The sequence below is a fragment of the Agrobacterium tumefaciens genome, from assembly GCA_025559845.1.
Classification (GTDB): domain Bacteria; phylum Pseudomonadota; class Alphaproteobacteria; order Rhizobiales; family Rhizobiaceae; genus Agrobacterium.
The window spans coordinates 2,140,955-2,157,252 of record CP048469.1 but is presented as its reverse complement, the minus strand read 5'-3'; the positions used below and the strand labels follow the sequence as shown (position 1 = coordinate 2,157,252).

14 protein-coding genes and 1 tRNA gene are annotated in these 16,298 nt (G+C 57.4%); 11 read left to right on the top strand and 4 right to left on the bottom strand.

From position 1 onward, the window contains the following. Positions 1–11: 11 nt before the first annotated feature. Positions 12–1,058 (bottom strand): NAD(P)-dependent alcohol dehydrogenase, encoded by a 1,047-nt coding sequence (locus FY156_11085; GenBank protein ID UXS01961.1) that lies wholly within the window; start codon positions 1,056–1,058, stop codon positions 12–14. Positions 1,059–1,248: 190 nt separating this feature from the next. On the opposite strand from FY156_11085, the gene FY156_11080 reads away from it, so the two are divergent. The 3 genes from FY156_11080 to ilvC all read left to right on the top strand — a co-directional run bounded on the left by FY156_11080 (position 1,249) and on the right by ilvC (position 4,060). After that, positions 1,249–2,157, top strand: a complete 909-nt coding sequence (locus tag FY156_11080; protein UXS01960.1) for an AraC family transcriptional regulator — start codon at positions 1,249–1,251, stop codon at positions 2,155–2,157. A 180-nt stretch (positions 2,158–2,337) separates the two neighbouring features. Continuing rightward, positions 2,338–2,991: a TetR/AcrR family transcriptional regulator gene (locus tag FY156_11075; GenBank protein ID UXS01959.1), complete on the top strand. Its 654-nt coding sequence runs from the start codon at positions 2,338–2,340 to the stop codon at positions 2,989–2,991. A gap of 49 nt (positions 2,992–3,040) precedes the next feature. Next, a complete protein-coding gene (gene ilvC / locus FY156_11070) occupies positions 3,041–4,060 on the top strand; it encodes a ketol-acid reductoisomerase (GenBank protein ID UXS01958.1) in 1,020 nt (339 codons plus the stop codon). A 63-nt stretch (positions 4,061–4,123) separates the two neighbouring features. Here ilvC and FY156_11065 read toward each other — a convergent pair whose 3' ends face one another. Further along, on the bottom strand, positions 4,124–4,579 hold the full coding sequence (locus FY156_11065; protein ID UXS01957.1) for a fucose-binding protein: 456 nt from the start codon (positions 4,577–4,579) through the stop codon (positions 4,124–4,126). A 255-nt stretch (positions 4,580–4,834) separates the two neighbouring features. Here FY156_11065 and FY156_11060 point away from each other — a divergent pair, with 255 nt between their 5' ends. From FY156_11060 to FY156_11040, 5 genes are all read left to right on the top strand, one after another. Next, complete coding sequence (locus tag FY156_11060; GenBank protein ID UXS01956.1) at positions 4,835–6,085, top strand: PLP-dependent aminotransferase family protein; 1,251 nt, start codon at positions 4,835–4,837, stop codon at positions 6,083–6,085. A 142-nt stretch (positions 6,086–6,227) separates the two neighbouring features. Next, positions 6,228–7,211: an ABC transporter substrate-binding protein gene (locus tag FY156_11055; GenBank protein UXS01955.1), complete on the top strand. Its 984-nt coding sequence runs from the start codon at positions 6,228–6,230 to the stop codon at positions 7,209–7,211. Positions 7,212–7,220: 9 nt separating this feature from the next. Continuing rightward, a complete protein-coding gene (locus tag FY156_11050) occupies positions 7,221–8,915 on the top strand; it encodes an iron ABC transporter permease (GenBank protein UXS01954.1) in 1,695 nt (564 codons plus the stop codon). Then, entirely contained in the window at positions 8,903–9,934 is a 1,032-nt protein-coding gene (locus FY156_11045) for an ABC transporter ATP-binding protein (GenBank protein UXS01953.1), read from the top strand. The genes FY156_11050 and FY156_11045 overlap by 13 nt, the downstream gene beginning before the upstream one ends. Positions 9,935–9,992: 58 nt before the next feature. Then, a complete protein-coding gene (locus FY156_11040; protein UXS01952.1) occupies positions 9,993–11,102 on the top strand; it encodes an endonuclease in 1,110 nt (369 codons plus the stop codon). A 17-nt stretch (positions 11,103–11,119) separates the two neighbouring features. Here the strand turns inward: FY156_11040 and FY156_11035 are convergent, their stop codons facing one another. Next, complete coding sequence (locus FY156_11035; protein ID UXS01951.1) at positions 11,120–12,859, bottom strand: GGDEF domain-containing protein; 1,740 nt, start codon at positions 12,857–12,859, stop codon at positions 11,120–11,122. Between the two features lie 204 nt (positions 12,860–13,063). Between FY156_11035 and FY156_11030 the strand changes: the two genes are divergently transcribed. After that, positions 13,064–13,139, top strand: a tRNA-Thr gene (locus tag FY156_11030). Between the two features lie 206 nt (positions 13,140–13,345). Here FY156_11030 and FY156_11025 read toward each other — a convergent pair. Continuing rightward, entirely contained in the window at positions 13,346–14,236 is an 891-nt protein-coding gene (locus tag FY156_11025) for a LysR family transcriptional regulator (protein UXS01950.1), read from the bottom strand. Positions 14,237–14,397: 161 nt separating this feature from the next. Here FY156_11025 and FY156_11020 point away from each other — a divergent pair, with 161 nt between their 5' ends. Both FY156_11020 and FY156_11015 read left to right on the top strand, forming a co-directional pair. Then, positions 14,398–15,432 (top strand): ABC transporter substrate-binding protein, encoded by a 1,035-nt coding sequence (locus tag FY156_11020; protein ID UXS03121.1) that lies wholly within the window; start codon positions 14,398–14,400, stop codon positions 15,430–15,432. Positions 15,433–15,494: 62 nt separating this feature from the next. Further along, positions 15,495–16,286 carry an SDR family oxidoreductase gene (locus tag FY156_11015; protein ID UXS01949.1) on the top strand — a complete coding sequence of 264 codons (792 nt, stop codon included), beginning with the start codon at positions 15,495–15,497 and terminating at the stop codon, positions 16,284–16,286. The last annotated feature ends 12 nt before the right edge of the window (positions 16,287–16,298 follow it).

Below are 16,298 nucleotides of genomic sequence, written 5' to 3'. Positions count from 1 at the left end.
ATTTTAAAGGATCAGGCGTCGAGCGATGCCATATCGATGACGAAGCGGTAACGGACGTCGCTTTTCAGGACGCGCTCGTAAGCTTCGTTGACGTCCTGAATGTTGATCTTCTCGATTTCCGAAACGATGTTGTGTTCACCGCAGAAATCCAGCATTTCCTGGGTTTCCTTGATGGAGCCGATCATCGAACCGGAGAGGTTTCGTGCGCCCATGATGAGCGAGAAGGCATGGATAGGAATCGGATGTTCGGGCGCGCCCACCACAACCATGCTACCCTTGGGTTTCAGAAGGCCGAGATAGGCGTTCCAGTCGATCGCGACACCTGCTGTGCAGATGATGAGATCGAAGGTGCCTGCCAGCTTTTCAAAGGTGGATGCATCGCTCGTGGCGTAATATTCCTTGGCGCCGAGCTTCAGGCCGTCTTCTTTCTTCGACAAGGTCTGGGAAAGAACGGTGATATCGGCGCCCATGGCGGCACCAAGCTTCACGCCCATATGGCCGAGACCACCCATGCCGACGATCGCGACTTTCTTGCCGGGACCGGCGTTCCAGCGGCGCAGCGGCGAATAGAGCGTGATGCCAGCGCACAGTAGTGGCGCGGAGGCGTCAAGCGGCAGATTGTCCGGGATCGACAGGACATAACCTTCCTTGACGACGATCGAGTCGGAGTAACCGCCGTGGGTTGCGGTGTTGGTCGCGGGGTCGACGTCGTTATAGGTCTGAACCAGACCCGGCATATAGTGCTCGTTGTCGAGGTCGCGTGTGGCGCAGCCAACGCAGGAATCGACGAAGCAACCAACGCCGACGTGGTCGCCGACCTTGAACCTGGTGACCTTGGAGCCTACGGCGGTGACGACACCGGCAATCTCATGGCCGGGTACGATCGGATAAACCGCGTTCTTCCATTCGTTGCGAACGGTGTGAATGTCGGAGTGGCAGATGCCGGCAAATTTGATGTCGATGACAACATCGTCGTCGTTCGGCTCACGGCGTTCGAAGGTGAACGGGGTAAGCGGCTTCGACGCGTCGGTGGCTGCATAGCCTCTGGCAATAGCCATCTGAAGTATCCTTTCGGGGTTGGGAAAGTGATGGCGGATCATGCTATGGATGGGTTGCGACGCGTTAGAGCGATCCTCCAAGCTTTTTGCACGATCCTGCAAAAAACGATGCGGTACTATTTGCGGAAACCGGAGCACTCTCTAGATAGATGTCATCAGACATATCGCCGCCTTTTTTCGGGGATTTCCCATGACCTTGCCTTTCAATCTCTACTCCGAGATCGTTTCCCTCGCCGGGCGCCATGCAAGCGAGGACGGCGAAAACCAGACGGCAATCGAGGCGCTTGGCATCAGCCGGCGATCTGCACCGAGCGCACCCTGTCACGGCAGCTACCGTCCCTGTCTCGCGATGGTGATCCAAGGGGCAAAAAGCCTGCAATTAGGAACGGATACCATCAATTACGGTGCCGGTGACTACCTGTTGACGTCACTTGATCTGCCGGTTGCCTGGCGTGTGGTCGAGGCCAGCAAGGAAGTGCCGCATTTCTGTATCTCCTTCGCGCTCAGCAGTGAAAAGCTACTGGACCTGATGAGCCGAGCTCATATCGAGCGCCCCGCCGAACAGGTGAACGGACAGCGAGGGATCATGGTCAACACGGCGACACCGGAGTTGCTCGATGCTGCAATCCGGCTGATGCGTTTGCTTGATCGTCCAGATGACATTCCGGCGATGGCACCGCTGATCGAACAGGAAATTCTCTATCGAATTCTGACCGGGCCGGCCGGTGGGCAGTTGATGAACATCGTAGCTTCGGACAGTCAGGGCAACCGTATCGCCCGGGCCATCGCCTGGCTGCGCGAGAATTTTGCGCGCCAATTGCGCATCGAAGAACTTGCCGAGCATGTCGGGATGAGCGTTTCGTCTTTCCATCACCATTTCAAGTCCATCACGGCCATGACGCCGGTCCAGTATCAGAAGCAGTTGCGGCTGCATGAGGCACGGCGGCTGATGCTGCTGGAACGGTTGGATGCCGGCACGGCAGGTCATCGCGTCGGGTATCAAAGTCCGTCCCAGTTCAGTCGCGAATATAGCCGCGTTTACGGTGTATCGCCGTCGCGGGATATCGGTGCTGCGCGGGAAACGATGGCGGCCGAATAGGCAGCAGCCCGCCGCCTTGGTAACAATCTTTCGTTTGGTGTGTCTCTCGCATTGTATTGCTGCGTCGCACCAATTCTTTCCTTTCTTTAAGAAAGCGCTTGACCGGAAAGCTCTCTCCGCATAAACGTCTCTCGAACCGTACCGTACGGTACATTAATCGAGCCTCTGGAGTGGAAAAGCGTGGCCTCGGAATCGATCACAGCGCAGGAATTTTCGCCGCGCCAGAACGTTGTTCTGGACCAGGCATTGCGTCTTCTGGTCGAGGGTGGCGAGAAAGCGTTGACGACATCGGGCCTGGCACGGGCCGCGAACTGTTCGAAGGAAAGTCTCTACAAGTGGTTCGGCGACCGCGACGGTTTGCTGGCTGCGATGATTACCTTTCAGCAGAGCAAGGTTCGTACCTTCGAAAAGGCGGGCGACCGCGTTTCCGCTCCACAGCTTTCCGATCATCTGGAAGTGTTTGCGCATGATCTGCTGGACGTTCTGGCAGGTGATGTTTCGCTTGCACTCAACCGTCTCGCAATCGGGCAGGCGAGCCGCGACGGCTCCAAGCTTGGCGATCTCCTTCTCGAGCGTGGTCGTCGCCAGATCGATCGGCGCGCCCGCGGGCTGATTGAAGCGGGTCGCCGTTCCGGTTACCTGCGGTTCGATGACGTTGAAGAGGCGTATCGCAGTTTTTACGGCCTGATCGTTTCCGACCTGCATGTCCGCATGCTGTTGGGCGAAACGCCAGGCAAGGATTTCTCCGCAAGGGCGAAGAAGGCCGTTGTTGCCTTTCTGACCCTTTACGGAACGGAAAAAGTTCATTCGGAACTGGGCGGCAAGGTCGCCTGAGGGTTCCGGTTCAGACAAACAGAGACAAGCATTAGGGAAGGACCATCAAATGCGCGTTTATTATGATCGTGATGCAGATCTCAACCTCATCAAGGCAAAGAACGTCGTTATCGTCGGCTACGGCTCCCAGGGTCGCGCTCACGCGCTGAACCTGAAGGATTCCGGCGCGAAGAACGTCGTTATTGCTCTGAAGGCCGGTTCGCCGACCGTCAAGAAGGCTGAAGCCGATGGCTTCAAGGTCATGACCGTTGCTGAAGCTGCCAAGTGGGGCGACCTCATCATGATGGCGACCCCGGACGAACTCCAGGCTGACATCTACAAGGCCGACATCGCCGGCAACATCCGTGACGGCGCTGCTATTGCTTTCGCACACGGCCTCAACGTTCACTTCGGCCTCATCGAGCCGAAGGCTTCGCTCGACGTCGTCATGATCGCACCGAAGGGCCCTGGCCATACGGTTCGCGGCGAATACCAGAAGGGCGGCGGCGTTCCTTGCCTCGTTGCTGTTCACCAGAACGCTTCGGGCAACGCTCTTGAAGTTGCTCTCTCTTACGCTTGCGGCGTTGGTGGCGGTCGTTCGGGCATCATCGAAACCAACTTCAAGGAAGAGTGCGAAACCGACCTCTTCGGCGAACAGGTTGTTCTCTGCGGCGGTCTCGTCGAACTGATCCGCGCTGGTTTCGAAACCCTGGTTGAAGCCGGTTACGCTCCGGAAATGGCTTATTTCGAGTGCTTGCACGAAGTGAAGCTGATCGTCGACCTGATCTATGAAGGCGGCATCGCCAACATGAACTACTCGATCTCCAACACGGCCGAGTGGGGCGAATACGTCACCGGTCCGCGCATCATCACGGCTGAGACCAAGGCTGAAATGAAGCGCGTTCTGCACGACATCCAGACCGGCAAGTTCACCTCCGAGTGGATGCAGGAATGGAAGGCTGGCGGCGCACGCTTCAAGGGCATTCGTCGTAACAACGACTCGCACCAGATCGAAGAAGTTGGCGCGAAGCTGCGTGGCATGATGCCGTGGATCGGCAAGAACAAGCTGGTCGACAAGGCTGTCAACTAAGCTTTGACGCCTGGACTGAAATGAAGAAGGCCGGAGTGAAAGCTCCGGCCTTTCTGTTTGTGTTTATGATCCCTGTGGCGGGATCACGCCCTTCGTCAACAGAAAACACCCGTAGAAGCGCGTTTCGCCGGTGGTGATGACGCAATAGGCTTCCTTGGCCTTCTCATAAAATGCGAAGCGCTCGATGCCGTACATTGGCGCTGATTTGCCCTCCGCTGAATCGATCTCTTTTTGCGCTTCCGCTTGAACCGCTTCGATCTGGTTCGGAGCGCCCATCACTTCCATGCGACCCACGGAGGGCTGGAGAGGGGTGTCCAGCGGCAGCACGGAAAGAATCGCCTTTATCGCGCGGGCCGCCGAGATGTTTTCCATGCGCAAAACCTGACCGACGCTGGTATATTGCGCGACGCTGTCTGACGGAAAATTGGTGTCCGTCACGACCAGGGTGTCGCCATGACCCATGGCGCGAAGTGCGTGCAGCACATCCGCGTTGAGTGCCGGATCGATGTTCTTGAGCATGCCATAACCTCCCATTCATGCCTGAGCCGTCTCGCGGCTTCCGGATTGCAATCCAGCCGGAAAACGCCGTCGCGTCAATCGCAATCGGATGATTGTTAAGCCTCGTGCGAGGGTATATTTGGCGTTGCCTGCAATTGAGATAATGCAGGCAAGTGGGCAGAAATAATTCGAAAAACTGATAAGTCAGTATTGCTGACGTATCGAAATATCTGTAAACATTCACGCATAAAAAACGACACAAGAGGAAACGTGCCCATGCTTGATTGGGAACATATTTTCGCCACGCGCTCGTCGCGCATGAAGGCGTCCGAAATCCGCGAGCTGCTGAAGCTGCTTGAACAGCCCGATATCATCTCTTTTGCGGGCGGTATTCCTGACCCGGCGCTGTTCCCGGACGAGGAATTCAAGCAGGCCTATTCCGACATATTTTCCGGCCCACAGGTCAATGCCGCGCTGCAGTATTCCGTCAGTGAGGGTTACAAGCCGCTGCGCGACTGGCTGGCCGGCGAGATGGGCAAGATCGGTATCGAGTGCACGGCCGAAAACGTCTTCATCGTGTCGGGTTCGCAGCAGGGTCTCGATTATCTCGGCAAGTTGTTCCTGTCGCCGAAGGACACCGCCCTCGTGACATGGCCGACCTATCTCGGCGCACTCTCGGCATTCAACGCCTATGAGCCGAACTACGACCAGCTCAATCCTGGTGGAAACCGCACACCGGCGACCTATCGCGACAATGCCGCCAAGCTCGGTGGCTCGGTCAAATTTGCTTACCTCTCTGCAGACTTCTCCAATCCTACCGGCGAAACGGTTGATCTGGAAGGGCGCAAGAAACTGCTGGAGCTCGCGGACGAACTCGATATTGCCGTTATCGAGGATGCGGCCTATCAGTCGTTGCGTTACGACGGCGAGCCTGTCCCGCCAATCATGTCGCTCGATATTGCCCGTTCCGGCGGCATCGAGAAGACCCGCACCATTTATTGCGGCAGCTTCTCGAAGACGCTGGCACCCGGTCTTCGCGTTGGCTGGATTGTTGCGTCCACGCCTGTCATCCGCAAGCTGGTGCTGATGAAGCAGGCAGCAGATCTGCATTCGTCGACCATCAACCAGATCGCGATCGAACACGTTGCCTCGCGTGGTTTCGACAAGCAGGTCGCCAAGGTCAAGGCAGCTTACAGCGCCCGTCGCGATGCGATGTTGGCAGCGCTTGCGAAATACATGCCTGAGGGCACGCGCTGGACAAAGCCGGAAGGCGGCATGTTCATCTGGCTGACGTTGCCTGAAGGAATGGACGGCGCCGCTTTGCTGGCGAAATCCATCGCCACCGAGAAGGTTGCTTTCGTTCCGGGGCGCGCCTTCTATGCGGATGGTTCGGGCGCGAACACGTTGCGCATCAGTTTCTCCTGCGCCAACGAAGCAATGATCGAAGAAGGCATGAAGCGTCTTGGCCGCTTGATCGCTGCAGCGCAGGTCAATGAACTGAACAACGAGACGATAGCTGCGATCTGAGCCTTTCATGGTCCAATATGCCGACCCTTCCGCCAGAAAGGCGGGAGGGTTTTTCATTTACGGTGGCAAGACGTCTTCTCTGTCACATACGTGTTATGCAAGCGTGTTTTAGCGGTCCCGAATTTCAACAGGGAATGGACCCATGAAGACGCTGCTTTCCGCTTTCACTGCGATCGTCTCACTCGGCTTTATTGCAACCGCTGCCAACGCGGCCGACCTGGTGCTTTACACCAGCCAGCCAAACGAGGATGCACAGGCGACCGTTGACGGCTTCAAGGCCGCAAACCCCGGCCTCGAGGTCGAGTGGGTTCGTGACGGAACACCGAAAATCATGGCCAAGCTGATGGCCGAAATCGACGCCGGCAATCCGGTTGCCGATGTGCTGCTGATTGCCGACACGGTGACGCTGGAGCGCATGAAGCAGGCCGGCCAGCTTCTCGCTCACAAGTCTGCGGAAGCCAAGAATATCGACGCGTCGCTCTACGATGCGGATGGCTATTATTATTCCACCAAGCTCATCACCACCGGCATCATGTACAACACTTCGGCAGCCATGAAGCCGAAGAGCTGGAAGGATCTTGCCAAGGCTGAAGCCAAGGGTCTGGTCACCATGCCGAGCCCGCTGACCTCGGGTGCTGCCCTTATCCATGCGCAGACGCTTGCCGCTTCCAAGGATCTCGGCTGGGATTATTACAAGGCGCTCAAGGCCAATGAGGCAGTTGCAGCCGGTGGCAATGGCGCCATCCTGAAGTCTGTCGCCTCCGGCGAAAAGGCCTACGGCGTTGTCGTTGACTACATGCCGATCCGTGAAAAGGCCAAAGGTGCTCCGGTTGAGTTCGTTTTCCCGGAAGAGGGCGTGTCCGCCGTGACCGAGCCGGTTGCAATCCTCAAGGGCACCAAGCACGAAGAAGCGGCCAAGAAGTTCGTTGACTATGTGCTCTCCGAAAAGGGCCAGCAGGGCTTCGTGAAGCTCGGTTACATCCCGGCTCGTGCAGATGCGGGTATGCCGGAAGGTTTCCCGGCCCGCGACACAATCAAGGTTCTGCCGCTCAACGCTGCCGATGCTCTGAAGAACTCCGAACAGGATCTGAAGACGTTCTCGGATATTTTCGGCTCCAAGGGCTGATAAAGCGACATGTCGCAATCCAATGCTTATGGAGGCAGCCAGCCACGCTGGCTGTTTCCTTTTGTGGTCTCGACCGTCTTTGTTCTGAGTGCACTGCCGCTCGGCCGTCTGGCCTATACGGGCGTCATCTCGGCACTGAATGGCAATATATGGCGTCTGCTTGCTGATCCTGCCTTGTGGGACGCGGTGCTCAACACCTTGTCCACCTCGTTCTTTGGCATGCTGATTTCACTTGCTATCGGCGGCGCCTTTGCGCTTGCGCTGACGCTTTGCGATGTGCGCGGCAAGTCGATCCTGAGCTTCCTGTTCATGCTGCCGATGATGATCCCGCCGCAGGTGACAGCACTCTCGTGGATCGGCATGACGGGCCCCTCAAGCACGCTTTTGAAGGCACTTGGTCTGGCGCCGCCCATCGGTTCGCCGCAACCGCTCTATTCCATTGCAGGTATTGCCCTGCTGCTCGGTGTGCAGCACGCGCCACTGGTGTTTCTGTCGCTGCGGTCCGGGCTGATGGCCCTGCCGCAGGATGGTATCGAGGCTGCCAAGCTTTCGGGTGCATCGCCACGCCGCGTACTGTTCGACATCATCCTGCCGCTTTCGACCCCCGGACTGATCGCTGGTGCAGCCATTTCCTTCGTTTCCGGTATCGGAAACTTCGGCATTCCGGCCATTCTCGGCATTCCGGCTTCGATCTTCACCTTGCCAACGCTGATCTACAGCCGTTTCGCCAGTTTCGGCTCCAGCACCTTTGGCGATATCGCCATTCTGTCGACGATGATCGCCATCATCTCCGTGGCCGGTCTCGCCCTGCAGGAGCGGGCGTTGAAGGGGCGGGACTATCGCATCATCGGTCTTTCAGGAAAGGCCGCAACGTTTCGGCTGTCCTACTGGCGCCCGGTCGTCGAAGCGGCGCTTTGGCTGATGTTGTTTTTCATGCTGGTCGCACCGCTGGCAGCCCTGGTTGCCAGCTCTCTTGCGCCGGCTTACGGTGTGCCGTTGACACTCAAGACGGCGACGTTGCACGCCTATGAGGAACTGCTTTACCGGCAGACGGTGACGCGCACCGCATTCCGCAATTCTCTGTTTCTCGCCTCCGCGACATCGATATGTCTCCTGGCAGTGACGATCTTGACGGCCTATTTCCTGGTGCGTGGCAAGAGCCGTTTCATGTTCGTCTTGTCGGCTCTAGTCGACATTCCCTATGCACTGCCAGGGGTGGTGATTTCGGTATCATTCGTTTTGCTGTTTGCAGCCCCCATTCCGCTTCTCGGCGTGACGCTTTACGGAACGATCTGGATCATCATGCTGGCCTATTTCTCGTCCTTCTTTGCTGTCAGTCTGAAGCCGATGGTCAGCGCCTTCCTGCAGTTCGACCCGTCGCTGGAAGAGGCGGCGCGATTGTCGGGGGCGGGGTTCTGGCAACGGATGAAGGATATCATTCTGCCACTGGTGGGACCGGCAGCGGGTGCATCCGTCATTCTGGTGTTCCTGATCGCCTGCAATGAACTGACCGTTTCCGCGCTTCTCTGGTCGGCGGGAACACAGACGCTTGGCGTATTGATCTACAATCTGGATGACAGCGGCAGTTTCGATCTCGCCTCGGCGCTTTCGGTACTGGTTGTCATCATGGTTATCTTGCTGATGTTGCTGCTGGAAATTCTGGGGTGCTATCTGCCGAAAGGAGTCGTGCCTTGGCGAAACTGATCCTCAACCGTCTTTCCAAGCGGTTCGCAGCGAATGCGAAACCCGCGGTCGACGATGTCTCGCTGACCGTCCGTGAAGGTGGTTTTCTGGCCCTGCTTGGCCCTTCGGGCTGCGGCAAGACGACCGTGCTGCGCATGATCGCGGGCTTCGAGCAACCATCCGATGGTTCCATTCTGCTGGGCGAACGGGTTCTGGCCGATGCTGCAACCATGGTGTCGCCGGAGCGGCGCAACATGGCGATGGTGTTCCAGTCCTATGCTCTCTGGCCGCATATGACGGTCGCGGACAATGCCGGTTATCCGCTGAAAGTGCGGGGCATTTCCGGCGAGAAATATCGCGAGAAGGTCCGCTCCGCGCTTTCTGCCGTCAGGCTGGAAGCGTTTGCCGACCGACGTCCGGCGGAGCTTTCCGGTGGCCAACGGCAGCGTGTGGCGCTCGCCCGCTGCCTGGTGACCGAACCGGATGTCGTGCTGCTCGATGAACCGCTCGCCAATCTCGATCGCCATCTGCGACAGGAGATGGAGGAAACCTTCCGGGAGTTTCATGCCCGCTCAGGCGCGACGATGGTGTATGTCACCCACGATCAGGCCGAGGCGATGGCGCTGGCAACCGATGTCGCCGTCATGTCGCATGGCAAACTGCTGCAGGTTGCGCCGCCAGCCGAGCTTTATGCAAGACCGGAAGGCAAACTCGTCGGTTCGTTGGTAGGGCAGGGAGCGATCCTTTCGCTGAAACTTGCCACCGGTGGACAACGCCAACTCGACTGGCCCGCATTGCAGATCGCATTGAATGGCGGTTCGGGGGATGCGCCGCTTGCGGATGTTCTGGTGCGGCCGCAGGATGTCGCTTTCGAGGACGGCGGGGTGATGACGACCGTCACTTCGGTTCTGTATGAGGGCGAGCGTTACGCCGTGCGGCTTGAACTCTCCGACGGCCAGTCGCTCAGAGCATACTCGCGCTTTCCTGTTGTTGCTGGAGAACGGTTGCCGGTTGCCATTCGCGAGGCATGGCATCTTTAGACGGTTGGCAAGCAGCACCGGCAGCGGCTAAGCTTTTCCTGTAAAACAGGAATGAATCATGTCGCTTCGGCTTGCTACCTTCAATATCGAGAACCTGCTGACCCGTTTCGATTTTACCGGCTTTCGCAACCAGACGCGGCGCGACAGGGCAATTCAGCTTTACGACATCCGCGACGAGGCAACATATCAGGCACTGGAGAGTGCCCGGCTTGTTGCCTCCACGGACGATACGCGCCAGCTTTCCGCTCTCGCCATCGCCGATACGGACGCCGATATCCTCTGCCTTCAAGAAGTGGACAACATGGCTGCCCTGCAGGCCTTCGAATACGGTTATCTCTACCGTATGGTCGGCAATGGTTATCGTCAGAAGTATCTGGTCGAAGGCAATGATAGTCGCGGTATCGATGTGGCCGTTGTCATGCGCGAGGAGACGCGCGATGGCGAACGGATCGAGGTGGTGGATATCAAGAGTCACGCTGCGGTAACCTATCGTAATCTTGGCCTGTTCAATGAAGAAATCGCCCTGACGAACCATATCGATGACAAGATCTTCAAGCGGGATTGTCTCGAAATCGATCTCAGGATTGGTGGAAAGCCGCTGACACTTTACGTCACGCATCTGAAATCCATGACAAATTCCCGCGAGGCAACCGATGCCCGTTACAGCACCATGCCGATCCGCGAGGCGGAGGCGATGGCTGTTCGACGTATCATCGAGGGACGTTGGGGTGCAGACAAGGCACGGCGAATGAACTTCGCCATCTGCGGCGACATGAACGACTATCAGGAACGTGTCATGATCGCCGGCGACAGGCGTAACGGCTACACCTTCACGCCAGTCAGCGAGGAGCGCAGCGCGCTCGACGTCTTCTCAAAAGACGGTTTTGCAGTGAACCCGATGTTGCGTCGGGATGTCATGGATCGCTGGACGCTCTATCATTCGCGTGGCCCGCTGGAGCAGCATCTGTGCCAGCTCGATTATATCTGGCTTTCTCCGCATCTGGCTGAAACCAATGCGACGCGCATTCCCGAAATTGTTCGGGCTGGCCAGCCCTATCGCACGATCTTTCCGCCGGGGCAGGAGGTGGAACGTTATCCCCGGACGGGATGGGATCGCCCGAAGGCCTCCGACCATTGTGCCGTGGTGATGACGCTGGACTTGATCTGACGTCTCTCTATCTCGCTCTATGCAGAGGCGATCTTTTGATAGTAGGTCGCCCAGACACGGTTTCGTCCAGCTCTCTTGGCCTGATAGAGCCGCTCATCCGCAACCGCGATCAGACTTTCCCAGTTGCTGACGGTGCGCGTTTCCTGCCAGACCACACCGAAGCTGGCCGTCAGCGAAATCCCATGCTCGTCATCGATGACATTGGCCTGTATGGCGCGTCGCAGACGATCCGCAGTCGCAGTTGCTGTGGCGTGGCTGACATCGTGCAGGACGATGACAAATTCTTCTCCGCCGTAACGTGCCAAGATATCGCTTTTCCTTAGGGCGCCCTTGAGAAGATCTGCGGTCTTCTGCAGAGCAAGATCTCCCATCGCGTGACCGAATTTATCGTTGATCGATTTGAAATGATCGATGTCGACGATCATCACGGTCAGCGTCGCAGACAGTTCCCTGTCATCAAGGGCCTTGCGCACGGATTTTTCGAGTGCACGACGATTGAAGACACCCGTCAGAGCATCGGTTTCGGAAAGCCGCCTTAATTGCTCGGCCAAGGCATGTTGCTGCTCTTCCATATCGCGCTTCTGCCGCAACTGCCCACGCAGGAAATCGAGTTCCTGAAACATCTTGCGCACTTCCGGCGCGACGCGGCTCTGATGCTCGACGTCCGCAAGATTACCTTCAGCAATTGCGGCAATCTGTGACCGGACCGATTGCATCGGCTGGAACAGTGCCGTCTTGTAGACTGCCACCAGTCTCAGCAGCACATACATGGCAATCGCCGCCAGCAGAACGGAGGCAATCCCATAGGACAGGGCCTTGTCCTTCATGGCCTCGGTTTTCGAACGTGTTTCGGCAAGGACGAGATCGCGCAGTATGTCGGCGGACTGCATGCCTCGAATGTAGGTCTGTGAAAAGTCGGTCACGCTTGGCCTCGCATCCGGCACGGCCATGGCAATCGTATTTTGCGCATACGCAAGCGCTTGACCGAAGTAGGAACTTTCAAGGTCTTTCAGCGCCATGTCGATTTTCGGAACGCCGAGATAGGCGGCCGTGTAGTTGTTCAGTGATGCTTTGAGCAGCGCGAGGCTTTGCAGATCCGCATCGAACTTTGCACGATAGGCCTGTCGTTCAGATGGGCTCGCTGAAAGGCTCATGACTACATAGGAGCCCAGGCGACCGATGCGGTCGCGCATGACGCCGGCTGTCGCCGTTGTGGCAATATCCATTGCGACATCGGGTGTTTCCTTGATGATGGCTGCTGCCAGTCTGCCGCGAAGCGTGTTGATGCTGTCTGCGCTCTGGAACATCAATTGTATGGCGTCAGCCATCTGCCTTCGGTCGCGCGTTGCGACCGGCAGATCGACAAAATCGTCAACGGCCGTACGCGACTGTGAGAGTTGCTGCTTGATGTCGGCGAAGACATTGGCCAATTGCGGTTGCTGGCGCAACTCCGGCTCGAACGCGACGCGTAGCTGTGCCAGTTTCTCGTCCGTTGCCTTTCTTGCCGAGGCCAGTGCGATAACAAGCGCTTCATCGGGCACATCTGCGCCCATAAGATTATTGGACGGTCCGCGTTCGGCAGACACGAGCCAAACGGAACGCAGCGCGATTTCGAAACGACTGAGTTGTTCGGCATTTATGCTGGATCTGACATAGTTGTTGACGCTTGGAGCTGCGGCAAGCGTCGCCAGCAACATGGAGCTCACGGCAATAAGAATGGTGCCTTTGAGCTGTGTCTTCTGGATGCTGGTGCGCATACGCGGATCATTCTCTTCGCTTGGTTGTATTTCATCACCATTATAGCTGTTTCATGTAAACACTTCGCTTATACCGCGATACGCACAGCGTTCATGACCTCATCGTGTTCTTGAACGGGTGTGGAAAACGAACATCTGAATACGATCTCGCCAGTTTTCGCTTTACACACGACGAGAATCTGTTACTTGGCATCTTACTGGATTGCCCTTGTAGCTCAGTTGGTAGAGCACCTGATTTGTAATCAGGGGGTCACGAGTTCGAACCTTGTCGGGGGCACCAGTTTTCTCTTGAAATTCAGCGCATTAAGAAAAATGATCTAGAAGGTCGTTTTATAGCGTGTTGCGCGTTTTACGGCTTGTTGCCGGCGTAACGGACCAGTTGCGCGTTGGACGGCCTTTCGCCTCGCGCAGAATATTCCTTCATTTTCCAGACCGGCGATCAAAAGTTTTCGGGCTGGCCTTGAGAACAGAGTGGCCATCGCGATGTTACGCCGTCGCCCGCACGATCTGATCGGCGAAGCTTGCTGCCGCCAGTGGCAGGATGCGTCCTCTGAGTTGGCACATGACGAGATCGGAGCGCGGGATGTCGCGTTCGTCGATGGGGCGACCGACGACGCCCATGCCGAACTCCTGGCGCGGAGCACCGACATCGATCTGGAACGAGATCATGTTCCCGCGCAGCACCAGACCGCGAAGCATTTCGAAGGAGTTGGACTCGGCCATGACATCGAAGCGAAAATCACGTCTGGCGATGACTTCATCGAGAACCTGTCTGCCTCCGAGGCTTTGATCGGGCAATGCGAGCGGATACCCGACACAGTCGGACAGTCGCAAGGTCTGCTTGGCGGTGAGAGGGTGGTCGTCGCGCATGATCGCGACAAGCCGCTGAGGCACTGAGGCCAGAATTCGCACAGCGGGTCGCATCACTGCCCGGTAGACGATGGCGAGGTCGACGTCGTAGTCGATCAGCGCGTTAATGGCCGCATTGTGGTCCATGACCTTGATGTCGAAGACGAGGCGAGGGTTTGCCTTGCGAAATTCGCCGATCTGTGAAGGCAGGAAGTCAAGCGCCAGTGCCTGACTGCAGGCAATCTTGACCGGACCGCGCCGGAGGCCACGCAGGTCTTCAACCTGAGAACTCAGGCGCTCCGCATCGGCGATCTGGCTGCGGGCGTAACGCACGAACATTTCGCCCGCTGCCGTCAATTTCACACCGCGCGCATGTCGTTCGAAGATCGGCGTATCAAGTTCAACTTCGAGATCCTGGATTTTCCGGTTCATTGCCGAGGCGGTGATGTTCATCTTTTCCGCCGCCAGGCGGATCGAGCCGACGCGTGCGATTTCAGATATCTGCTGCAACAGCTTGAGGTGGCGCATCGTCATCTCCGAGTGAGGCCTTTTTGGCACCGCTGAAACACAAGAATAGCGGTAGATGTATTCACTGAACAGTGGCATTGTCGCGTTGCAACATAACGAGCAGCCGGACACGGCGGCCCCAACTAACAAGATAAAGGGAACAAGCAATGGCTCACCACCAGATGAAAACGCGTGCCCGTATGGCAGCACTTGCCGCTATGACTGCGCTTGCAACATTCGCCACGGCGGCAGCTGCACAGGCCGAGACCAACATCAAGCTTGTTCTGAACTGGAAATATCAGGGGCCACAGGGTTTGCTATTCCTTGCCGAGGACAAGGGTTACTTCAAGGAGGAGGGTCTGAACGTCACCATGGACCAGGGAAACGGTTCGGGCGCTGCGGTTCCGCTGGTTGCCAATGGTGCCTATGACATGGGTTTTGGCGACATCAACGCCTTGATCGAGTTCGCCGCGAAGAAACCCGAGGATGCACCGGTTGGCGTCTTCATGATGTACAATCAGCCGCCTTTCACGATTGCCGTCAAAGCTGACAGCCCGATCAAATCACCCGCAGATTTTGCCGGCCATACTTTGGGTGGTGCTGCCAATGACGGCGCGCTCAAGCTGTTCCCGGCTTTCTGCTCGATCAGCAAGACGGATTGCTCGAAGGTGGAAGTCACCAACATGCAGCCCAACCTGCGCGAGCAGATGCTGATGAAAGGACAGGTCGACGGCGTTTTTGGTTACGTCAACACCATCCGCTTCAGCGCCAAGCTGATCGGTGTCGACCCTGACAAGGAAATCCGCTTCATCAAATACGGCGACTACGGCATGGATCTCTATTCCAACGCCATCATCGTTTCGAAGTCCTTCCTCAAGGAGAATCCCGAAGCGATCAAGGGGTTCCTGCGTGCGCTCAACAGAAGCATCAAGGATGCCATCAAGGACCCCGAAGCCGCCGTCGCTTCGGTTAAGACACGCGAATCGCTGCTCAAGACTGACGTCGAGCGTGAACGTTTCGATGCGACCATTGCCGACGAAATGGCGCATCCCGAAGTCGCCAAAGTTGGCCTTGGGGATGTCGATGAAGCGCGTCTTGCCAAGTCGATCGACATTCTGGTCAACGCCAATGGCCTGCCGCGCACGCCTGCCGTCGGCGAAGTCTTCGACCGCAGCTTCCTTCCGGCCAAGACCGATCTGTTGACTGCGGTCAACTAAAAGGGCGGCGCGTCAGGCGCCGTTTCCCTTTCATCCTCCAGATACTGAGAACGGAATACATCATGGACCTGAAGCTCACGGATAAAGTCGTGGTCATCACCGGCCCGGCAAAGGGCATGGGCGCAGCCATTACGCGGGCATTCGCCGCCGAAGGCAGCAAACTGGCACTCATCGGCCGAGACACCGCAGCCATTGAGCCTATTGCCGAAGAGCTTGAAGCAAAGGGCTGCGAGGCTATCGTCATTGGCTGCGATCTTACCGATGCGGCGCAGTGCGATGCGGCGGCTGCGAAAACACTCGAGACGTTCGGCCGTATCGATGTGCTGGTCAATGTCGCCGGCGGCTCCGGCCCGATGGGCAAGACAGGCGCCGAGACGACGCCGGAGGAGTTTGATGAGATCGTCACCTTGAACATGAATGGCTGCTTCCACACGATCCGCAGCGTTCTGCCGGCAATGATCGACCAGCGTTACGGCAAGGTCGTGAATGTCGGCGGCACCTTCGGCATGAAGGGGCGTGCCGGGCGTCTTGCCTATTCCGCTTCCAAATGGGGTCTGCGCGGCATTACCAAGAGCTTCGCGCTTGAGGTTGGTCAGCACAATGTCAACGTCAACTGTGTCGCCCCCGGCATGGTGGATGGCCCGCGCTTCCGCGACAAGGTTTGCAGGACGATGGCCCAAAAGCTCGGCATCACGGAAGAAGAGGCCGCCATTCGTCACGCCGAGGACTATGCGCTGAAACGCATCACCGTCGATGAAGACGTTGCCAATGCCTGCCTGTTTCTCGCCAGCGATGTATCCCGCCAGATCACCGGCGTCGATATGCCCGTCGATGGCGGTTGGGCCGCGCTCTAGGAAGGATGGAAG